Genomic DNA, 21,249 nt, shown 5'->3' on the forward strand with positions numbered 1-21,249 from the left:
TTTTTACATACTGAAGGTTCAGAGATAATTATGGTTTAAAGTGAAGCATTGGATTTTGAGAGAAGCTCATCATTTGCATAATATATTTCCGGTTCTTGCTAACAAAGCTGAAGGGGTACTCGTGCAGCAGGTAATTTTGGCCTACAGCATAGCTGGTGATATAGATTTCCCACTCGGAGAAGTTTTCTTTAATCATCGGAATAATACGGCCGATATAAGCCCACATTTCATCCTCTGACAAATATCCCACCTGCTTGCCGGCCAAGCATTTTAACATCGTCCACGAATAATCATAAGCTCCTATGCCTCCGGGAGAGAGGCTCCATAAATGACGGTTGACGACCGTAAGCTGGCGTTTTCTTTGCTCATCCGTCAGCAGGTGAATATATCGGCTGCGCTCCGCTGCAGATAGAATGGAGAGATGACAGGAATCTATATAAAATTCATGGCGGCGGCCTGTCTCCAAATACCACTCTATATTCGTTATCAGCTGCTCTTTATTCTGAATATCATCCTGTCTGAGAAATCTGCGCATGCGATTCCACATTAGGTATTGCATTTTCGGATTCATTACGAAGTAGCCTACCTCCCGGCCAATGGAGCATAGGGAAAGTACGGCATGTACGTAAGGCATCCAGGCTTTGCGCTCCTCCTGAGTATGAATGTTCATTGGCTTGATTCACCCCGATCTTTAGTTGTACCGCATGTATCTCCATTGTCTGCGCAGCTCCTGAATGAACGGGATATAGAACAGAATAAGGAGTGCAGTAAGGTACAGGATGTTCGCAGATAGCTTGCCTGCCGGATGGTTTCTGATGATTCCGTCCTTGGCGATGATGTAATAATCGGACAGCGGATGATCTTTTAAGTAACTTTGAGAACCCGACTGATTCTGCTGCCAGCCTTCAACTTGCTGCTTGAGCTGCTGTGGTAGATTGGGCCGTGCTTCACCCGTGATCTCCATGGTCTTCTCCTGATATGCTGACATGGCTTGCTCGTAATTTGAAATGATGATCACAGAGGCATCCCCTGCATATCCGATACAGACGTAACCGCTTAATTGATCCATAAGTCCAAGCCTTTTAGCTTCATCCATATGGATATATTGATAATCGGATTTTTTGGCTTTGCTGTCTTTGATCTCCAGGATACCCATGTATAGGGCGTTGGTCAGCTTCAACCGAACGGCATGATTTTCTACTGGCAATGTATCGAGAGCAGACGCATTCTCAACGGTGACCGCCGCTGGGGGGGAAACTAGAAGCTTCGCATAGACCCAAGGAGAGACGCCAGTTTGTTTGACTATAGCCTCGCCAATAATGAGATGAAGAACGATAATGATGGCAAGAATGGGCCATCTTCGTGAAAGCAGCAGTACTGCTGCTCTCTGGAGCCGGCTTCGTAAAGGAAGTCTTCCCAGCTCTTCGTTGATTTCCCGCTGCGCGTTTTTTCGCTCCTGTCGTTTTAGCTGATGCAAATTCTCTTCGTTATGGCGATGGATCTGGGCCAGATAGAGTACGGCCTCAATTTCTTCCCGATCAATCGCTAGCACTTTGTTGAACGCACTCTTGGCCTGCTCCAGCTGTTCCAGCTTCATATGGCATTGTCCTGCCAGGGAGAGAGCTTCTATGTGATTCGGGGCCAGTGCCAGGACACGATGAAGATCCTCCAACGCTTCAGCAGCTTTGTCCATGCCGAGCAAGAAACGGGCTCGCAGTATAGCAGCGTCGTTGTTCTCGGGGTCTATTCGGATATACTCATTGCAGGAAGCCAGAGCCTTCTCCAAGTCACCAGCCCGGCGGTAGAACTCGGTTTGCAGCCGGATTAAATCCTTATCCTCCTTAAAGATGTCGAGTGCTTTAATTAGATTAAGATGAGCCGAGTGCATATCGTTCTCCAAAAGCGCCAAAGCGAGGGCCTCCCGGTAGCGCAGAAAGTCATCATGGTGGATGCCATGGATATGCTGAGCCTGCAAAAGGTTGTTGAAATCCATCCGGAGCACAGGGAACTCTATGATGGCATAGGCGTATATTTTTGGATATTGCTCGGAGAAATCTTCATCTTCCATGCTTCGTTCTTTCCAGCGGAAGGAGTCTTCAAGGATCTGCCAGACTTCGCTCGGCAGAAAATAATTTTGTTCAAGATACTCCAGCATTTTATCGGAGATCGCCCGTTGATTGTCGATGTTCCATAACGTATCCGAGCTTAGCAGCTCCAGCCAGGGATGGATGTCCATACGGGAGGAGAAGTCCAGATATAATGAGTTTACCTCGTCCATGAATTTATTAACGGGGTGCGCTGGCTCATCATAATCTTCGTTAAACTCATCAGCGAAATCATCTTCGTCGTCATATTCATCAAAATCTTCCTCGTCATCCCAGTAGCTTTCCTCAGCCTCTTGTTCAGGTTCGTGATCGGATTCCGGTTGGTGCTCCAGTTCGTGCTCAAGTTCCTCTTCAAAAGCATCTTTATGCGCATCTTCATCGATGTCTTCTTCATCGACTTCTTCGCTGCTCTCGTCAAGCCTTTCTTCCGTTTCGTAACTCCATTTGGGGAGACGGGGAATCCGTGGAACATCGGGCTCTTCCTCTTGTTCGCTGTCAATCTCGCGAGAGAGCTCCCCTTTAGGAATCCGTGGAACTCGGAGGATTTCCTCGGCTTCTGCGCCTTCCATGTCCTCTTCGTCACGATCATTCTCGTAATTTTCTCTTGCATCATCCAAATCAATATTCACATTCTCGTCCTGGCTAACTACATCTTGCTCCTTACGTTGGTTATCTAAGGATTGTTGAGAGAAAGAAGAGGAGGATTCCTCCTCCTCTTCTGTGAACGATATATTGATCTGCGATTGCTGGTGCTGCTTCGCTAGCCTCATAGCCTGATCATAGGCTTCCCTGAGCTGTTGATAACCCTGGGGATCATCTTCCGGGTGGTGGATTTGCAGCTTTTTGGCATAGGCTCTCCGGATGACCGAAGTATCATAGGTTTGCTCAATGCCGAGAATCGTCCATATCCTCAAAAGTAGTCACTCCACTTCTCCAGATGCTCAAGCTGTTTTCTAAGCTTCACGGCAGCCTTTTTAACCTCTTGTTCATTTTGGGAAGCCAGCACCCGCTCAAATTCGAGCAGGAGAAAGGCGATCTCATCTCTTTTCTCGCCAAGAGCCTCTTCATACAGCCGTTCGCCTTTGGCAAGCAGCAGACGATTCTCGCTGCGTTCGCGGGGATGAATTTTTATGTCTTTCAGCTCGTTTAATCGCTTTTCAATTTCCTCGGGGGTCAATATTCCAGGATTCTTTTCAATAATGATTGTTTTCTTAAGCCCGGTACTATTGATCTTGACCTCGACTTCCAGAATGCCGTTAATATCGTAAGTAAATCTTACATCTATGCTTTGCTCTCCCGCTTTGTCTGGCGGAATATCAATCGAAAGCTCCCCAAGCTTGATATTGTTGGCCACTAGGCGGCTTTCGCCTTGATAGATGCTGACGCTAACCTCTTTTTGCTGGTCGTACAAAGTATAGTATGTCTGTACCTTACTGACGGGAATAGGCGTATTACGCTCGATGATCGGTGAAAAATGACCGTGGTCATACTGATTGTTGCCCAATCGTTTAGAAGTATCGGTGCCCAGCGTATACGGGCATACATCCGTCAAGACGACTTCTTTCAGACTTTCGTTTCTTTCCTTGAGCGCAACCTGTATGGCAGCGCCGAGAGCGACGGTTTCATCGGGATTTACTCCGGCAAAAGGAAGACGGCCGAACATTTTGCTCACAATCGATTTAATAATCGGCATTCGAGTTGCGCCCCCGATGAGAATTACCGCATCCATATCGCGTGGGGACAGCGCGGCATCCCTCAGCGCTCGCTCGATAGGATGACGCAGACGAAGCATAAGCTGGGCAGCGATTTTTTCGAATTCATCACGATCCAGTCTCATTTCATAGGTAGTATCATCCAGGGTGAAGGTCATTGCTCCGGTCGGTTCTTGGCCCAGCGCCCGCTTGCATATTTCCGCCTGCTTAAATAACCCGGAACGGGCTTTTAAATCCAGGGAGGCGTAATCGAGACCATTCTTTTGCACGAAATAAGAGACGAGCAGCTCGGTAAAATCCTCCCCGCCTAAATAGTTGTCTCCCGCAATCGACTTGACCTCCATAACGCCTTCAAAAAATTCGAGGATCGACACGTCAAAGGTGCCGCCGCCGAGGTCAAATACCAGGAATTTGGTCTCCGATTCTTCCTGGTGCAGCCCATAGGCGATCGCCGCCGCCGTCGGCTCGCTAATCAGCCGCTCTACCTTCAATCCGGCAAATTCAGCCGCGCGCTTTGTGGCCTTACGCTGGGTGTCGTTAAAATAAGCAGGTACGCTGATGACCGCCTCGGTAACCTCTTGGCCAAGATAAGCCTCCGCATCGGCTTTGAGCGACTTTATGACAAAAGAAGAGAGCTCCTCGGGAGTAAAGGTATATTTGCCCATGCGATAGAGTTTTTCCGTCCCCATGTAGCGCTTAAAAGTAGAGGCGGTAAGATCAGGGTGTGTCATCAGCCTTTCCTTGGCGATTTGCCCGACCAGTATTTCACCGGTATCATCCACGCCGACCACGGATGGCGTCAGATGCTCGCCGTATACGTTCGGTATCAGTTTTGGACCTTCTTCCGTCCAATAGGCCACCAGACTATGGGTGGTTCCCAAATCAATCCCGATCATTGTCATTCAGGTAACCTCTTTCTCTAATATGTATTGATTTATTTAGGTATATATCGACATATTTTATCATAAAATTCATAAATTTCTCCAAATACAGTCTTCTATATATAAATATCATTAGGATAGAGGAATTGCGTCATTGGGATCATATCCCCCTATGAGAATAAGTGATACTATGCAGGTCAGTATCCGAATTATTGTTTCACTGCCCAGAAAGGGCGCAAAATGGATAAATATTTAATATGACCGAAGTTACGGAATGATATATAATGATTTGAATATAAAGATAGATGGAGTCGATATAATGAGTGCGCAGAGGAATGGTATAAATACGAATGAACGGAAAAAAGACCGATTTTCTTCTACCGGTTTTATATTGGCCGCAATAGGGAGCTCTGTCGGCCTAGGGAATATGTGGAAATTCCCTTACATTACCGGCGAAAATGGAGGAGCGGCCTTCTTCCTGCTCTTTATAGTTTGTTTGATCATTATTGGCTTGCCGGTGCTTCTGGCCGAGCTTGCTATCGGACGCAGTGGGCGGGGCAGCGCGGCAACGGCCTTTATCAGAGCCGGCGGGAAACGGGGCTGGAAGAGCCTGGGCATTCTGCAGGTTCTCACTCCCTTTTTAATTTTGTCGTTTTATATTATTGTTGCGGGCTGGACGCTGCACTATGCTGTATCGGCCTTTACCGGGAACTTGTTTGCCAACACGGACTTTGCCGGGCAGTTCTCTCACTTTACTTCAGGCTACATGCCGCTCGTCTGGCAGCTTGCCGCCTTGCTTATTACCGGCGGAGTGGTGATTCTCGGGATTTCTGGCGGTATTGAGAAATTTAATAAAATACTCATTCCGAGTCTCGTCATACTATTGATCGTCTTGATGATCCGGGCGGTTACGCTTCCGGGTGCGGAGGCAGGGGTATCATTTTTCCTTAAACCGGACTTTTCGCAATTGAACGCAGAATCGGCATTAGTAGCCCTGGGACATGCCTTCTTTTCCTTGTCGCTCGGTATGGGGATTTTGCTGACATATGGTTCATATGTACGGAAGGAACAGTCCTTAGGTTCTGCGACGCTGGCCATCGGCGTGGGTGACCTGATCTATGCGTTTATTGCGGGACTTATCATTTTCCCGACGACCTTCTCGTTTGGCATTGCTCCGGATGAGGGGCCGTCGCTCGTGTTCATTGCTTTGCCTGCAGCCTTCTCGGCTATGCCTATGGGTTCGTTCTTTGGAGGCTTGTTCTTTATCCTGCTGGCAATCGCTGCCTTAACGTCGGCAGTATCCATACTCGAGGTTCCCGTATCTTATACGATGGAGCGTTTTAGCTGGAGCCGGCCCCGATCCGTATGGACTGTCGTAGGGCTTGTCTTCCTGCTAGGGGTGCCCTCCGCGTTGTCTCTCGGCTTGGTTCCAGAGCTTACGTTTGGCGGGAAGGCCTTCTTTGATTGGGTAGATTTCATAACGTCCAACATCATGCTGCCGATCGGCGGACTTATGATTACGATATTCGCAGGGTACTTCTGGAAAGGAGCCGCGGAAGCGTCCGGCTTGCGTGCAGGCTGGTTCCGGGTGTGGCTGTTCATGCTGCGCTATATCGCGCCAATTCTTGTATTCCTGGTGCTGCTGCATACGTCGGGGATCATCAAGTTCTAATAATATAGAAAAGCTCTCCCAACGAACCATTTCATAGGGTCGAGGGAGAGCTTTTTAGTTTCGTAATTAAGCAGGCTACAGGGACTTCGAGGTCTGGACTTTTGTACCTGCCGGCTGACTTGCGGCTGCTTTAATACTGGCGTTTCGCTTCGCGGGCAGTTGTTGTTCCTTTTGCTCTTTGCGTTGAACCAGATTGTTACGTACGATAGCAAAAATGACAAGCAGTGTACCGAAAATTTCGAACATCGATACATGGTAGCCTTGAAAAGCCATAATGATCAGAGTAGTGATCGGGACAAAGTTGATATATAAAATACCGTTGAGCGGTGTTAGCATTTTTAATCCCGCATTCCAGCTTAGAAGAGCCACGATTCCCGGCAATGTGATCATAAAGGCCATTTCCCATTTAACGGAGCCCAGCGTTTGCAGGGAAGGAGCAGGCAGCAGGCCAAGCATTGTGGCGATGGAGACAATGACTAGTGATACCAGACTTCCCAACAGACAGGTCAAAGTAGAATAACGCAGGACAGACCAGTCTTTGAAGCGGCTTCCGCCCATAGAATACAGCACCCAGCCCGTAACTCCGATAAAAATAAGCAATAATGGAAACAGCGATTTGCCTGCCATCGTAAAGAAAGTCAGCTTGCCGTTGGTGATGACCAGTATGGCACCCGCCAGACATAGAGCCATGCTGACCATCGTATATCCGGGCGGCTTGGCTTTCGCGGTGATCCAAACGAACAGGATAGAGATCATCGGCATAAGCACTTCAATTAATGAGGCTGTAATGGTGCCGGTATCTCCCATAAGATGCTGGCCCGAGAACACGAACATGTTATAGACGGTAAACGCCATTGTGCCATAGAACAGGAGAGCCTTTCCTTTACCCTCCAGCCGAAAAGCCGCTTTACCCTCCTTCATCCACAGTATGGCAGACAAAATGGCCGCCACGACCGCATAGCGGATAAATGAAAAATAGAACGGATCAATTTTATGCAATGCGACTTGTGCGACGGGAAACATCGCTCCCCAGGACATACTTGCAATGAGACATAAGGCCGACCCCAAGATGACTTGTTTTTTATTCATTCCATCGTTCTCCTTAACTATATCCGAACCCGATTTTCATAACAAATGATAGATTAATCACAGACAACAGTAAAGTGATTGTAAATTAACTTCTTCATCATTTATAATGATACCTGAAACAAGACAACTACGAGCATGCCAGGCAGGAGGAGAAGAAATTGGATTTGAATGATTTGAGAATATTCCAAATGGTCGCGCTTCACGGCAGTGTCAGCAAGGCAGCGCTGGAACTAAATTATGTTCAGTCCAATGTCACGGCCAGAATTAAGCTGCTGGAGCGCGAGCTGCAGACCCCGTTATTTTATCGGCATAAACGCGGCATGGTTCTCAATACGGAGGGGAAGCGGCTGCTGGAGTATGCCAACGATATTTTAGCTAAATTTGATGAAATGAAAAAGGTATTTCAAGGCTCGGCCACGCCATCGGGCATATTGGAAATCGGCATTGTCGAGACGGTCATTGCACTGCCTAACTTGCTGTCTTCCTATCTGCAGACGTATCCTAATGTTGACTTGTCCTTGAAGGCGGGTGTCACCGAGCAATTGCTCCAGGAAGTGATTGATTTCAAGCTGGACGGTGCATTTGTGACGGGGCCTTTACAGCATCCGCTAATTGAGCAATATGAGGTGTTTCAGGAGGAATTGGTCATTGTGTCCAAGGGAACAAGCTTCTCGCTGGATGACATTACCGCAAAGCCCCTCCTGTTGTACAATAAAGGCTGCAGCTACCGCGAAAGATTGGAGAGCTGGTTAAGAGATGAGGGCATTGTCCCGAAGAAGATCATGGAGTTCGGCACGTTCGATACGATCATTGGCAGTGTAGCGGCGGGCATCGGACTGACGATTGTACCCGAATCCACGGTCGGCTATATGGCTGCACAGGGCACGCTTCATTGCCATCGGGTGCCTGATCCTTATCGGGAGGTCACTACGGTATTCATTCGCCGGAAGGACTCCCAAATGACGAGTTCCGTCCAGGCTTTTATTGATGAAATTATCAAGGTAGGAAGCCCGCTGCCGATGTCCAAATGAACGAACATTGAACTTCGATGCTTTTGGAGTATTTTTAACTTTAATTAGGTAAAGTCAGTAATTATGCATTATAATTTAGTAATTATACATTCGGCGCTTGCTGATAAGAGATTAAGGATGGTGTATATATGATTGTAGGGGTGCCTAAAGAGATCAAGAATAACGAGCATCGCGTCGGGATGACGCCTGCTTCGGTACTGTCATATGTCCAAGCTGGGCATGAAGTGTGGATCGAGAGCGGGGCAGGGCTCAGTGTTGGATTCAATGATGAGGATTACAGCGCAGCAGGTGCAAAAATCGTGCCAACGGCTGCTGACGCATGGTCGGCGGAAATGGTCGTCAAGGTGAAAGAACCGGTATCCGAGGAATTTCCGTTTCTTCGCCGAGGTTTGATTTTGTTCGCTTATCTGCATCTGGCTCCCGAGCCGTCTTTAACAAAGGAGCTTGCTGAGCGCGGCGTTATCGCTATCGCTTACGAGACGATTCAGCTGGATACGGGCGCTTTGCCGCTCCTGTCGCCGATGAGTGAAGTGGCGGGGCGGATGGCGATACAGATCGGTTCTCATTTCCTGGAGAAATCCAATGGCGGCAAAGGCGTTCTGCTTAGCGGGGTGCCTGGCGTAGAGCCTGGCAAGGTGACGATCATCGGCGGAGGAATGGTCGGCGTAAATGCAGCCAAAGTAGCTCTCGGTCTAGGGGCAGAGGTACGGATAATCGATTTGAACCTGGATCGGCTGCGGCAGCTGGACGATTTATTCCAAGGGCGGGTCAAGACCCTGGTCTCAAACCCATTCAGTATTGCAGACAGCGTCAAACAGGCCGATCTTCTGATCGGAGCCGTTCTGATTCCGGGAGCACGTACGCCAAGGCTTGTCAGCGAAGAGATGGTCAAGACGATGTCTCCCGGCTCTGTCATTGTCGATGTAGCCGTAGATCAGGGCGGCTCAATTGAGACGATCGACCGGATTACGACGCATGATCAGCCGACCTATGTAAAGCACGGAGTCATCCATTATGCCGTAGCCAACATGCCAGGAGCGGTACCTCGCACCTCGACCTTGGCTTTGACGAATGTGACGACGCCGTACGGCTTGCAAATTGCCAATAAGGGATATGCGCAGGCCGCTTTGGATAACCGTGCTTTGGCAAAGGGCATTAACGTCCTGAACGGCCATGTCACTTATCAAGCTGTAGCCGACGCTCAGAATTTGCCTTGCAAGGATGTGTACAGCCTGCTGAATGCTTAGGCTGTATATCCTATGTTCGTAGGTGATGGTTACAACTTAAGATTTATGTAAGAAATGAGTAAGAAAAATGAGAACACCCCTCTTTATGATGAATTCATGAGAGGGGTGTTTACTATTTACCAGTCCAGTGATTCGGCCAAAGCTTCATTGATCCGCAATCGAACGTTTATGTTTTTCTTGGCCTCTATCATATTCACCAGCCTGACGACGCCGATGTATATGTTGATTGAGAGCTGGTATGTCGTTGATTATCTTAATATGCCGACGATGCTGGGAATCGTTCTAATGGTCACGGCTATTCCGCGTGTGCTGCTCATGACCGTAGGCGGCGTTTTATCGGATCGATTTTCCAAGACAAAAATTATGTTCTTTTCTGATTTTATGCGCTTTATTTTGCTTATTAGTATGGCTGTACTATTTACGATAGGCCAGCTCACCTTTGGCGTGCTGCTTGCTTTCGCAGCGATTTTCGGCATCCTGGAGGCATTTTATTGGCCAGCTTCGTCTTCGATTATTCCTACCCTCGTCGCACCAGATCAGCTAAGGACAGCGAATAGCTTGAATGTCATCATTCAGCAGCTCGGGATGTTCGCCGGTCCGGCTGCCGCAGGACTTGTCCTTACGTTCGGGTCGTTTCAGCTATCATTTATTACGCTCGGCATATTGCTGCTGATCGGAGCGATATGTCTGTTCCTGGTACGGGAACCGATACAGAGTCGCTCGAATCGCCGGGCTTCCATGTGGTTGGAAATGAACGAAGGGCTGCGTTATGTATGTCGTGATCCTTTCAAAATGTCCGTTATAGTTACCGTGGGAATTGCCAGCTTCTTCATTTCCGGTCCGGTGAACGTAGCCTTCCCAACGTTGGTGAAAGAAGTGTTCCAGGGGACGGCCATGGATTTGACCTATCTGCAAGTGTCCTTTGCAGCCGGGAGCATACTCGGCGGGCTGATGCTTGTCGTGTTTCGTCTGAAGGGGAATATGACGCTGCGGGCTTATGCTGCTTTTATTTTGCTATGCCTAGGTATTGTCGCTCTGGGCTGGGTCGATCAATTGTTATATGCCGTTATCATAAGCGGGTGTGCGGGAATGATCTCAGCCTATGCGAATATGCTGCTGTTGACGGTATTTCAGTTGAGTCTGGATCAGGATAAACTAGGCCGTGGCATGAGTGTATTTACGGTAGCCTCAACCGGACTGTATCCTCTGTCTACGGGACTCGTGCCTGTCCTGCTGATCAGCGGCTGGAGCATTTCGGAAATATTGAGGATTTCGGGGATGATGGCTGGAGGTTTTTTAATTGTCGTTGTTTTAAGCGTAAGGGCACTTCGGGCGGGAGCTCCTGCTGCAGCCTCGTTAAATGCGGATGATTAAGTGGAGGGGAGGATTGCTATGCGGAAGCATCAAATTATGAAGTGGATTTTTTATCTTTGCCTCGTATCATTGCTCGTAAACGGAATGATTTATATGGCGTCAAAATCTAATGATGTGCTGATTAGCTTATATAGTGCAGCGGGCCTCGGTCTGATTATGGGGATTGGTGCCTTGATGACGCGTAAATCGAATTAGAGGAATCACGTTCGTTACATGATGCCAGGGAGGAACAGAACTGGTTAAAGATTTTAATCAATATCAAAAGGAAGTCACTTGATTTCGGATGGTAGTTTGGATCGTAGTGGCAGAATGTCATGAAGAGCAGGGCGTCCCGTGAGGGGCGCCTTGTTTAGTTTTTTGATTTTGGTGACCGATGTAACTTCCATTCATCCACGTCTTTAGGATCAATATTAAGTATACTGCAAATCAGCAGCGCCAATGTCACAGATGGAATACCGATTCCATATTCAATGTTTTGATAATTCCGCAGCGTACAGCTCATGCTTTCATTGAGTTTATATACCAATGATTCTTGAGTATAGCCTGCTGCTTCTCTGGCATATTTCAGCTTCAACTTATTGGCTCCTTAGATTAGTATCACTGTAAAATTTATGATACCTAACAAAGGAAAAATATATCACGTTATTTAAATCGTGTATTATAATTGTTGCAAAATTATTCACGAATAAAAATTCGTATTTTTATTCAAATCCTCCTATTGAACATTGTAGAAATTGCTTTTAATATACATTTATGAGCAATAATGTGCTAAATTTAGGGTGTGAATAAAGAGTTAGATGGGTGGATTGATATGAATAATACAACCACGATTCGGTCAGAATTGAATAATTATTTGAGAAATAACGGCTATACATTGCAGTATTTTTCTGAGATATCCACAATAAATGTAGGTACATTAAGCGGCATTGTAAATGGCAATCGCCCGATTTCTATGGAGCAAGTAGATCGCTTGACAGCAGGTATGGGTCTTCAGGAAGGGGCTTTATACGACTTATTTGTTGATGATTTTTTTGTCCATCACTCGCCTAATTGGCGTCGACTACGTCCTTTTCTATTTCGCTGTGCAGAGTTAAAAAAGCATGACTGTATTCATAAAATAATATCCCATCTACTAGATGACTTAAGACAAATACCTAATCTTTTTATAACTGCTGAGATGATGTTTGAAAATAACTGGAAAGAGGCGGCAGCAATTCTTTATTCCAGTGTCGCTGAGTGCGAGAGATATCAGCATGCGGAACGATTGGCAGTCAGCCAGTATAGATTATTCCAACTGTCCTTGGGAACGGATACGACAATGAATTTTCGAGCGGCTATACAGTTTGAGCCCTTTAAAAATAGACTTCCAGAGAACTTAAAGCTCGATGCACTTCTACAGTTGGCTAATATATATTATACATTGCAAGATTGGGTGAAAATGGAGGCTCTTGCAGATGAACTTCGCATACTTGCCAATTCTATATATTCTCAAAGGAATATTAAAGAGGATCCGTTATTTAACACTGAACGTCATTTAGTAGTTTATTATGGTCAGGGTTATTTAATAAAGAGTTCCGCATTAGAACATCAAGGGCGCTATCAAGAAGCAAAAGAATATATTTCGGGATACGCTGATCTTAGCTGGTTTGAGGGGTTAGATGATGTAGGCCTAAAAGAAGTCGAGAAGTTTAAATTGTTCGCAACGGCTAATTTACATAATATTAACTTACTAATGGGTAATTTTGACAGTTTAAGCGAGTATGTTACATTCTTAATGAGATATCCTAATGAAGCCTTGGCAAGCTCAGTTATTATTCTAATGGCAGCAAATAAATATCATGTCCGAATTGATAATATATTAATTCAACTAGTTGGATTATTTGATAAATCTAAGGATAGTTATTACCATGAAGTGATTAAGACTAATCGTTATATAAACTTTTATTATCAGCTTGCTCTTTATCAGTTAAATAGTGGAGAAAGTGAAGGAGTTGACAATATTCTACGCAGTCTAGAAATGTCTCTTAAAGCAAATAATAGAGGCCATATATTAAATTGTATTACTGAGACATTAAAAGAATGGCTATTACGCGGGGATGATATAAAGCTGAGTATAAAAGAAGGACAAATCCTGGATTAATTCAAAACGAGATAGTTCAATAAGACGACAAATTGAATCGGTATAGAGCAAAAGTCAACAGATAATAATGATATGTGTTGATAATCAGTCTGTAAAAAACGACATAACCTCCTAGAATATTACAACAGGAGGTGTGGTTTTATGATGCAGCCTGTAACTATTAAAAAAAGGATTGAAAAGGCAAGACAAAAACTATATCAATTGGAACTACAATACGGAGAATTGAGGCACCCAAAGGTACTTGAGCAATCAATACATTTGGACGAACTTATAAATAAATATAACAGACTTATATACCGAGATTATGCGAAAACTTCAGATTGTGAAAAGGGTATTCAGGGCGTCCCGTGAGGGGCGCCTTGTTAGTTTTGTGCTAAAATATAATCAAAAATCCTAAAGTTAGGGGCAAAACGATGTATTCAGCAGACCAAGTTGCAGCGTGGATGGTACAGGAGATTAAGTTTAAAGGGCTGCTTCGACAAGAAGAGGCTATTGCGCATGTCAGGGAGCATTTCGGGGAGGAGCATGTTTTTATCAATGATAACGGAAATCCCTCCCTCTCTAAGGAGGTAAAGAAGGCTTTTCGCAAGCTGCATGGCGGGAGAGTCGCATGGGATCGCGACGGTTTTTTCTGGGCTTGGACTTAAACAGAGAAGTTGTAAAATTTGCAGAAAAATACGGGATATCATATACTTTTGATGTTCTCGGTTGGAAATATACGGAAGTATAGTAGGGGGCTATATCCTTGAGGCAGGATCGCAAGAAATTACAAACGCTTTCACATCGTCCCACATCGATGCTGCTTAGGCGCATAGGGGCAACTCTACTCGATTATTTACTATTCGCGGCATTCATTCGCTCAGCGATGGATATAGAGAAGATGTTTATGACTCGGCATGTGCTTCTGACTCAATTGTGCGTCATCGCCCTCGTATTATGCTACTATGTGCTGCTGGAAGGCTTAACGGGCAGCACGGTCGGTAAATGGGTTATGCGCATTCGGGTGGTCGATCAGGATGGGAAAGCGCCGGGACTGGTCAAAGCGTTCATCCGCAGCGTACTCCGCGTGATTGACAGCAATCCCTTGCTGCTTGCCGGTCTTCCCGCTGCCCTGGCGATCGTTGTGACGGAGCGGCGGCAGCGGATTGGAGATATGGCGGCTGGCACATATGTGATCATGGTGCGGGATATGCCTAAGGACAGGTTGAATCGCGGCAGGGATGCTATGGCTCTTACCTTTGCGGCTGCGCCTATTTTATTGGCCATGATATTCCCTATGGTTGTCCGGATCAGTCCTCCGGCTGAGGGTGAGCGTTCCAAGGAAATGAACTATAGCGATGAGAAAATACATATCAGTCATAACGGAAAGTTTAAAATTACGACGAGTCCGGATTGGCTCTTTGACCCCAATTTGGACAATCAAGCGGAAATCTCGATTTCCAATCGCTTTTCGAATAAGTATTTAGCAGTATTCTCCGAGCCCAAGAAGCGCTTCAAGAGAGGCAGCACACTTGAGCAGTATCAGAAATACGCCGAACAAAGCTTTACCGCAGGCCTCGCCCGTTCACCGATTTATAAGCCTCGGCCCCTCTTTATCAATGGATACCCTGCGTATCAGTTTGCTGTCGAACAAGAAGTGAACGGGAGAAAGGTGGCCTACATCGTGACTACGATTGAGACGAAATTGTACTATCACTGGATTACCGTATGGACGGATGCCGCCAAATATAAGGACTACCAGCAGGAGCTGCATTCTGTAATCGGCACTTTTGACAATTTTACCACTTAACCTTGCAATAACAGTCTGGAGCAGGTATAGTTCCGTTGTTTAACCTAGAGGTTGGACAATCGGGGCTATTTTTTTTAGGCTTTCGTACTGGAAGCTTGACTTTTTGGATCTGTATTTTTAGATAATTGTGTATAGTAAGTTCTACAACGCTATGACGAAGGATGTGTGGTCATTGTCAAAGTTTATTCGGATAAATACGCTGCGCAATCAAATCTTTCTTGGCTTTATGCTGGTGATGATCATCGTGCTGGCTTCGGTCAGCTTTTTCACGTTCGGTCAAGTCTCTGTCCTTCTGCGCAACAATGCTGAGAAGCATATCCAGCAAACGGCGGTTCAGGCAACGGGCAAGCTGGATGCATTATTGCAGCAAATCAATACGCTGACGGCTCAAGTGGCGATGAGTGCAACGACACAACGATTGCTTGCTGAAGAAACGGCAGGGAAGCCGATCAGCTTTGGAGATCGCCAGCTGCTGCAGCAGGAAGTACGTAAGTATGAAGCGTACGCGACAGGCATTCGATCGCTTGAACTATATACGGCTGATTACAGGCGGCTGCTCCCGCTGGATGATATTAGATTGACTGAACGGGCTCCCAGCGAATGGATTGACCGGGTAGACGAGCAAATGGGCAGGCTGGTATGGTTTGGACTCGATCCTCAGAATCCAGATGGCGTTATCGCGATCCGCAGCATCCGATTAATCGACAAGTCGTTTTCACACGCCGGGTATTTAATGGTTCATATTGAGAAAAGCTACTTTGAGCTTACGGATTCAACGATGGAGAGCGAAATGCGCGAGTCGATGGGGCTGTTCGATAAAAGCGGTAAAACGATATTCTCCGATTTTCCCGCAGAGGTTGATTCAAGTATGCTGCTCAGTCACGTCGGCGAAAGCATCACCATTGACGGCAAAGGGTATATTGCGATCCAGAAGCAGTCCGAGGCTACGGGCTGGACGCTTGCCATACTAACCCCCATGGACTATGTCACCGAAGGGATTTCCGTGCTTCGCACGAATATTCTCGTATCCGGCGTAGTCGGCGGCTTGCTCTTTCTGATTTTTACCTTTATTCTATCCACGATGATTACGCGTCCCATCTTGAACCTGATTAAGGCGATGCGGGGGGCTCGCTTCGGTACGTTGAAGCCAAGTCCCATTACGTCTACGACGATGGAAATCAATGAGCTCAACAATTCATACAATCAAATGGTCGTTGATCTGAACGAGCTGATTGAAGTCGTCTACGAGAAGGAAATCATTCAAAGCCGTACGGAGCTGAAGGCGCTCCAGGCCCAGATTAATCCACATTTTCTCTTTAATACACTGGAAGCGTTCTATTGGGAGCTTGAAGACAAGGGGGAAGAAGAGCTGGCTCAAATTGTCGTGGCCATGTCCGGCTTGTTCCGCTATGTCATTAACAAAACGGATGAAGATGAATGGGTAACGCTCGGTGATGAGCTGGATCATGCAGAAAGGTATTTGAAAATTATGGAGATGCGTATGGTGGACAGGCTCTCATGGCGGATTGAAGCGAACGAAGAGTGCCGACGGGTACCCGTACCGAAGCTGCTGATCCAGCCGCTTGTCGAGAACGCTATTTTGCATGGCGTAGAGCAGCGGGTAGGCCCCGGCACGGTTATTTTGCGGGTAGAGCCCGGCAGCAGACCGGAACTTACCCGAGTAATTGTGGCCGATGACGGACCGGGGATGGATCAGGAGAAGCTTCGATCTTTATATACCGTCATGAGGAAAGGGCATGTGAGTGCCACCAAAGGACATGGCATCGGCATCGTTAACGTGGAGAGGAGACTAAGGCTGAGTTATGATACCCTGACTGACGGACTCGATATTAAGAGCGAGAAGGGTCAAGGAACGACGATAGCCTTTGAAATACCGAATGAATATGGGAGTGACAATAAGTCATGAAAACAATACTTATCGTGGATGATGAACCGAGAACCAGGGAAGGTGTCCGCAAAACCTTAGAGGCTTGGTCGTCAGGGCGCTACCGGATCGAGACCGCTTCCAGCGGCGTGGAAGCTTTGGCATGGCTGCAGGATCATGAGGCAAATCTGCTCATAACCGATATAAGGATGCCGGAAATTGGCGGGCTCGATCTTATTGAGAAGCTGGAGAATATGAAGAATCCGCCGGTTGTTATCGTGATCTCGGGTCACCCGGAATTCGATTACGCTCAAAAAGCGCTAAAATTCGGGGTCATTGAGTATTTATTGAAGCCGTTAGACAAGCAAAAGCTGGTTCAGGCTGTCGAGCTAGCGCTCCAGCGCGAGGAGAAGATTCACCGAATCGAGCGGATGGAGAAGCTGGTCGATCCGAAGCTCATGGAGACGATAGAGCATGAGAATGTTTACAGCACGCAGGTGCGCGAAGCCATTCGCTATCTGGACGAGCATCTGCATGAAGCGGTATCTATGCGTGACCTGGCAGATCATCTTCATATGAATGCCAGCTATTTCAGCGTTCTGTTCAAGGAACAGACCGGATTGACGTTTAGCGAATATTTGACGAAGCAGAGAATCCAGCGGGCAAAGGTTCTGCTTACAACGACGACACTTCCTATCGCTGAAATTGCCGAAAGGGTTGGGTACCAGACTGCAAGATATTTCGTGAAAGTATTCCGAGAGCTCGAACAGGTAAGTCCTGGGCAATATAGGAATAACGCAAAGGATCCGGCGGACACAATCCAATAATAGTGGCATAAATCCCAATCCCTATATCATTACGGTATGATCACACCATTGTTACAATTTAATTAAGCGGAATGAAACCGCTAGCATTCGTAGAAAAGGGGTTGTAAACGTGTTCAAGAAAAAATGGACGATGCTGCTATTAACATCATTGTGTCTGGCTTTGGTCTTAGGAGGCTGCGGTGCGAAGGGAAATAACGCCGGCGGTACATCTCAGGGCGGTGGCGAAGGCAAGGGCGGCGACCAGGTCACAGTCAGCTTTATGCACCTATGGCCTGAAGGCGTATCCGCTGGTCAGAACAAAATTGTGAACCAAATCATTACAGAATATCAGAACGAAAACCCTAACGTTAAAATTAAACAAGAAGTATTGGATAACGAGCAGTACAAAAACAAACTAAAAGTACTGTCCGCATCCAACGAGCTTCCGGACGTAGGCGTAACCTGGGCGGCGGGATTCTTACAGCCTTATGTTGAAGGCAAGCTTTTCTCTCCAGTAGATGACCTGCTGAGCGGCGAACTGAACGGAAAATTCGTTGCCGGTACTACCGAGGCATATAATATTGACGGTAAAACGTATGCGCTTCCACTAGAGTTCAATATTGCACCGGTATACTACAACAAGGCGATTTTTGAGAAATACAATCTTGAAGTTCCACAAACGTACGATGAATTTAAGCAAGTTGTGAAAACGCTGTCCGATAACGGCGTAGCGCCGATTGCACTCGGCAATAAGGATCGTTGGACGGGTTCCCTCTGGTACATGTACATGGCTGACCGGATCGCGGGACAACAAACGTTGGCTAACGCAATCAGCGGCTCCGCTTCCTTTAAGGATGAAGGATTTCTGAAAGCAGGGGCTGAGGTTCAAGCATTGGTAGACAGCAACGCATTTGTCAAAGGCTTCAACGGCTTGTCCAATGAAGAGGCGAAGTCCGAGTTCCTGAACGAAAAAGCGGCCATGTACATGATGGGCTCATGGGATCTTCCTAACTTTACGACGAATGAAGAAATTCCGTTGGAATTCCGTAACAGCGTTGGTTTCTTTAAGTTCCCGACCATTGAAGGCGGCAAAGGCGACATCAACAGCTGGGTCGGCGGCCCAGGCGTAGGCTTGTTCGTGGCCGAGAACTCCAAAGTGAAGGATGAAGCCAAGAAATTCGTAGAATACTTCGTCACCAAATGGGGCGAGCAATCCGTCACCGGAGCAGGCGTTATCCCGGCTACGAAGGTAGATACATCTAATCTTGAATTGCCTCAATTGTACATCGATCTGTTTAACGAAATGAATCAAGCAAGCAGCATTACCTTGTTCGCAGACGTACAAATGCCTGCGAATGCGGCTGAGACACACCTTAACATGATCCAGGCTCTTTTTGGCAAAGCAGTAACACCGGAAAAATTCTCGGAAGAGCATGATGCGGCCATTGCCAAAGGACAATAATAGCTTCGGTTCAAGACATTGTGCAACAGGACGAGGAGACCTATCCGGCAGCATTGCCGGATAGTCTTTTCTAAAGAAACGACTATGAAGGAAAGGAGTCGGACAACGTGGATAAGGTGCTCTCAAATAAAAAGATAATCGCACTCTATGTACTGCCATCACTGCTACTCATCTTGGGCGTCGTTTACATTCCAATTATACTTACAGGCTTTTATGGATTGAATAAGTGGAATGGAATCAGCGCCATGGAATTCATCGGGATGGAAAACTACCTGGCTCTAGCGAAGGATTCTGCATTTTGGAGCAGTGCCTGGCACTCGCTTCTGCTAGCTTTGTTCTCCACGCTCAGTCTTGTGATCTATTTGGCTGTAGCGATGGTTCTTGCTACCCGCATTAAGGGGGCAAACCTGTTCCGTAAAATTTATCTTATTCCGATGCTGTTGTCTTCGGTTGCGATTGCGCAATTGTGGCTTAAAATTTACCATCCGACCAACGGGATTGTAAACAGCTTCTTGGAATCTATCGGTTTCGCTAATCCTCCTGCATGGCTTGCAGAAACATCATTGGTATTGCCTGCTCTATTCATTCCGATTCTGTGGCAATATGCGGGTTTCTATATTCTGATTTACTATGCTGCTTTAAAGAATATTCCGGCATCCCTCGAAGAAGCGGCGAAAATCGACGGTGCCAATGCATTGCAAATCGCCTGGAAAATCAAGCTTCCGCTGGCTATGGAAGTGATCAAGGTGACGATCGTTCTTGCCGTTGTCGGGTCGCTCAAATATTTTGACCTGATTTACGTTATGACCGATGGAGGGCCTAACGGAGCCAGTGAGGTTATGGCCTCCTACATGTATCGCGTAGCTTTCCGGGCTCATGATTTCGGCTACGGCAGCGCGATCGGATTCTTCCTGCTCGTGATTTGTCTTGTCATTACTTGGATCATTCGTAAATTAACCGCTACTAAAGATACCATTCAATATTCATAAGGAGGGACGCTTCATGATGTCTGGAACCGCAGGACAGCTTCAGAGCGGACCGGCTAGCTCGGGGGCAGCCCTTGGACGCAAATTAGGTTATGGCATATTGTACATTGTGCTTATTCTTGTAGCCGTCCTGCAATTGCTACCGCTGGTATGGCTGCTGTTCTTCTCATTAAAAAACAATCAGGAAGTGTTCAACCTTCCACCGTTCTCACTCCCTATGGACCCTAAATGGGAGAACTATTCCAAGGTGTGGAGCGCAGGGAATATCAATGTCTACTTCTTGAACAGCGTATGGGTTACCGTATTGGCGACCGCCTTGACGGTTGTATTGGGCAGCCTTGTCACGTATGCCGTGACAAGAATGAAGTGGAAGGGAAGCTCCTTCGTGCTCGGCCTGTTCATGGTAGCGATGATGATTCCCGTTCACTCGACGCTCATCCCTTTATTTAGCGTATATAACAACATCGGTTTGACGGATCATCCGTTATCACTAATTTTCTCATATGTTGCTTTTAACATGCCGATTACGATTATGATTTTGCTCGGCTTCTACTACGCGCTGCCGCGGGAAGTAGAGGAGGCGGCGGTCATCGACGGCTGCTCGGTGAATCGAATGTTCGCGCGAATCGTGTTCCCGATGACCAGCTCCGTGCTTGCCACGACGGCCATCATCAATATGATCTATAACTGGAACGAATTTATATTCGTAAATACGTTCATCAGCTCGGATATCTACAAGACCCTGACGGTCGGCGTTCAGAACTTTATCGGTCAGTATACGACGGATTGGGGCGCAATCGGAGCTACCCTTATGATCAGCATTCTGCCGATCCTGATCACCTTCCTGTTCCTTAGCGACAAGATTGTTGAAGGGATCGCCGCTGGCTCGGTTAAGGGTTAAGCTTTAGCTAGGCTAAGTTATTCTAAGCTAGGTAACTCTGACGCAACTCCGAGAATTTGGCTATAACTTAAACCGGATGGGGATCGGATGTGGAATAAGCAAAGGTGGAGGTTACAGACCGGGTTTGGTTATATCTATATCTGCTAAAGAATCTGAGGCTTGCCTCAGG

19 protein-coding genes are annotated in these 21,249 nt (G+C 46.8%); 14 read left to right on the forward strand and 5 right to left on the reverse strand.

All coding sequences use genetic code 11. The annotated features are described in order from the left end of the window. Window positions 1–28: 28 nt before the first annotated feature. From ACE3MQ_RS13600 to ACE3MQ_RS13610, 3 genes are read right to left on the reverse strand one after another with little or no spacing between them, the layout of a single operon-like run. Entirely contained in the window at window positions 29–670 is a 642-nt protein-coding gene (locus tag ACE3MQ_RS13600; protein ID WP_379393436.1) for a DUF1266 domain-containing protein, read from the reverse strand. A 21-nt stretch (window positions 671–691) separates the two neighbouring features. Then, a complete protein-coding gene (locus ACE3MQ_RS13605; RefSeq protein WP_379393438.1) occupies window positions 692–3,019 on the reverse strand; it encodes a J domain-containing protein in 2,328 nt (775 codons plus the stop codon). Further along, window positions 3,016–4,719 carry a molecular chaperone HscC gene (locus tag ACE3MQ_RS13610; protein ID WP_379393440.1) on the reverse strand — a complete coding sequence of 568 codons (1,704 nt, stop codon included), beginning with the start codon at window positions 4,717–4,719 and terminating at the stop codon, window positions 3,016–3,018. Before ACE3MQ_RS13610 ends, ACE3MQ_RS13605 begins: the two co-directional genes overlap by 4 nt. A 298-nt stretch (window positions 4,720–5,017) precedes the next feature. Here ACE3MQ_RS13610 and ACE3MQ_RS13615 point away from each other — a divergent pair, with 298 nt between their 5' ends. Beyond that, complete coding sequence (locus tag ACE3MQ_RS13615) at window positions 5,018–6,370, forward strand: sodium-dependent transporter (RefSeq protein WP_379393442.1); 1,353 nt, start codon at window positions 5,018–5,020, stop codon at window positions 6,368–6,370. A gap of 75 nt (window positions 6,371–6,445) precedes the next feature. On the opposite strand, the gene ACE3MQ_RS13620 is transcribed toward ACE3MQ_RS13615, so the two are convergent. Continuing rightward, window positions 6,446–7,459 (reverse strand): DMT family transporter, encoded by a 1,014-nt coding sequence (locus ACE3MQ_RS13620; protein WP_379393444.1) that lies wholly within the window; start codon window positions 7,457–7,459, stop codon window positions 6,446–6,448. Window positions 7,460–7,617: 158 nt separating this feature from the next. Here ACE3MQ_RS13620 and ACE3MQ_RS13625 point away from each other — a divergent pair, with 158 nt between their 5' ends. The 4 genes from ACE3MQ_RS13625 (at window position 7,618) to ACE3MQ_RS13640 (ending at window position 11,306) form a co-directional block, all read left to right on the forward strand. After that, window positions 7,618–8,490: a LysR family transcriptional regulator gene (locus ACE3MQ_RS13625; protein WP_379393446.1), complete on the forward strand. Its 873-nt coding sequence runs from the start codon at window positions 7,618–7,620 to the stop codon at window positions 8,488–8,490. A gap of 128 nt (window positions 8,491–8,618) precedes the next feature. Continuing rightward, window positions 8,619–9,737, forward strand: a complete 1,119-nt coding sequence (gene ald / locus ACE3MQ_RS13630; protein WP_379393448.1) for an alanine dehydrogenase — start codon at window positions 8,619–8,621, stop codon at window positions 9,735–9,737. Between the two features lie 54 nt (window positions 9,738–9,791). After that, window positions 9,792–11,111, forward strand: coding sequence for an MFS transporter (locus ACE3MQ_RS13635; protein ID WP_379393450.1), 1,320 nt, complete (start codon window positions 9,792–9,794; stop codon window positions 11,109–11,111). Between the two features lie 18 nt (window positions 11,112–11,129). Beyond that, window positions 11,130–11,306, forward strand: a complete 177-nt coding sequence (locus ACE3MQ_RS13640; RefSeq protein ID WP_379393452.1) for a hypothetical protein — start codon at window positions 11,130–11,132, stop codon at window positions 11,304–11,306. A 154-nt stretch (window positions 11,307–11,460) separates the two neighbouring features. Here the strand turns inward: ACE3MQ_RS13640 and ACE3MQ_RS13645 are convergent, their stop codons facing one another. Continuing rightward, the gene (locus ACE3MQ_RS13645; protein WP_379393454.1) at window positions 11,461–11,685 is read right to left on the reverse strand and encodes a helix-turn-helix transcriptional regulator; all 225 of its coding nucleotides are present in this window, start codon (window positions 11,683–11,685) and stop codon (window positions 11,461–11,463) included. A 237-nt stretch (window positions 11,686–11,922) separates the two neighbouring features. Here ACE3MQ_RS13645 and ACE3MQ_RS13650 point away from each other — a divergent pair, with 237 nt between their 5' ends. The 9 genes from ACE3MQ_RS13650 to ACE3MQ_RS13690 all read left to right on the forward strand — a co-directional run bounded on the left by ACE3MQ_RS13650 (window position 11,923) and on the right by ACE3MQ_RS13690 (window position 21,080). Further along, window positions 11,923–13,251, forward strand: a complete 1,329-nt coding sequence (locus tag ACE3MQ_RS13650) for a DNA-binding protein (RefSeq protein ID WP_379393456.1) — start codon at window positions 11,923–11,925, stop codon at window positions 13,249–13,251. A gap of 141 nt (window positions 13,252–13,392) precedes the next feature. Then, entirely contained in the window at window positions 13,393–13,602 is a 210-nt protein-coding gene (locus tag ACE3MQ_RS13655) for an aspartyl-phosphate phosphatase Spo0E family protein (RefSeq protein ID WP_379393458.1), read from the forward strand. Between the two features lie 62 nt (window positions 13,603–13,664). Next, window positions 13,665–13,898 (forward strand): DUF6953 family protein, encoded by a 234-nt coding sequence (locus ACE3MQ_RS13660; protein WP_379393460.1) that lies wholly within the window; start codon window positions 13,665–13,667, stop codon window positions 13,896–13,898. Between the two features lie 98 nt (window positions 13,899–13,996). Next, complete coding sequence (locus tag ACE3MQ_RS13665; RefSeq protein ID WP_379393462.1) at window positions 13,997–15,040, forward strand: RDD family protein; 1,044 nt, start codon at window positions 13,997–13,999, stop codon at window positions 15,038–15,040. A gap of 172 nt (window positions 15,041–15,212) precedes the next feature. Continuing rightward, window positions 15,213–16,967, forward strand: coding sequence for a sensor histidine kinase (locus ACE3MQ_RS13670; RefSeq protein WP_379393464.1), 1,755 nt, complete (start codon window positions 15,213–15,215; stop codon window positions 16,965–16,967). Beyond that, window positions 16,964–17,752: a response regulator transcription factor gene (locus tag ACE3MQ_RS13675; protein ID WP_379393466.1), complete on the forward strand. Its 789-nt coding sequence runs from the start codon at window positions 16,964–16,966 to the stop codon at window positions 17,750–17,752. Before ACE3MQ_RS13670 ends, ACE3MQ_RS13675 begins: the two co-directional genes overlap by 4 nt. Window positions 17,753–17,861: 109 nt before the next feature. Beyond that, window positions 17,862–19,193: an extracellular solute-binding protein gene (locus ACE3MQ_RS13680; RefSeq protein ID WP_379393468.1), complete on the forward strand. Its 1,332-nt coding sequence runs from the start codon at window positions 17,862–17,864 to the stop codon at window positions 19,191–19,193. Between the two features lie 107 nt (window positions 19,194–19,300). Then, window positions 19,301–20,182, forward strand: coding sequence for a carbohydrate ABC transporter permease (locus ACE3MQ_RS13685; RefSeq protein ID WP_379393470.1), 882 nt, complete (start codon window positions 19,301–19,303; stop codon window positions 20,180–20,182). A gap of 13 nt (window positions 20,183–20,195) precedes the next feature. Beyond that, window positions 20,196–21,080: a carbohydrate ABC transporter permease gene (locus ACE3MQ_RS13690; protein WP_379393472.1), complete on the forward strand. Its 885-nt coding sequence runs from the start codon at window positions 20,196–20,198 to the stop codon at window positions 21,078–21,080. Window positions 21,081–21,249 lie beyond the last annotated feature (169 nt).

The organism is Paenibacillus lentus (genome assembly GCF_042714055.1).
GTDB lineage: Bacteria > Bacillota > Bacilli > Paenibacillales > Paenibacillaceae > Fontibacillus > Fontibacillus lentus_A.

Coding starts and splice junctions, on each gene's coding strand:
- ACE3MQ_RS13600 (WP_379393436.1), bottom strand. CDS start 670: ATGAACATTCATACTCAGGAGGAGCGCAAAGCCTGGATGCCTTACGTA.
- ACE3MQ_RS13610 (WP_379393440.1), bottom strand. CDS start 4,719: ATGACAATGATCGGGATTGATTTGGGAACCACCCATAGTCTGGTGGCC.
- ACE3MQ_RS13615 (WP_379393442.1), top strand. CDS start 5,018: ATGAGTGCGCAGAGGAATGGTATAAATACGAATGAACGGAAAAAAGAC.
- ACE3MQ_RS13620 (WP_379393444.1), bottom strand. CDS start 7,459: ATGAATAAAAAACAAGTCATCTTGGGGTCGGCCTTATGTCTCATTGCA.
- ald (WP_379393448.1), top strand. CDS start 8,619: ATGATTGTAGGGGTGCCTAAAGAGATCAAGAATAACGAGCATCGCGTC.
- ACE3MQ_RS13635 (WP_379393450.1), top strand. CDS start 9,792: ATGAGTAAGAAAAATGAGAACACCCCTCTTTATGATGAATTCATGAGA.
- ACE3MQ_RS13640 (WP_379393452.1), top strand. CDS start 11,130: ATGCGGAAGCATCAAATTATGAAGTGGATTTTTTATCTTTGCCTCGTA.
- ACE3MQ_RS13650 (WP_379393456.1), top strand. CDS start 11,923: ATGAATAATACAACCACGATTCGGTCAGAATTGAATAATTATTTGAGA.
- ACE3MQ_RS13655 (WP_379393458.1), top strand. CDS start 13,393: ATGATGCAGCCTGTAACTATTAAAAAAAGGATTGAAAAGGCAAGACAA.
- ACE3MQ_RS13660 (WP_379393460.1), top strand. CDS start 13,665: ATGTATTCAGCAGACCAAGTTGCAGCGTGGATGGTACAGGAGATTAAG.
- ACE3MQ_RS13675 (WP_379393466.1), top strand. CDS start 16,964: ATGAAAACAATACTTATCGTGGATGATGAACCGAGAACCAGGGAAGGT.
- ACE3MQ_RS13690 (WP_379393472.1), top strand. CDS start 20,196: ATGATGTCTGGAACCGCAGGACAGCTTCAGAGCGGACCGGCTAGCTCG.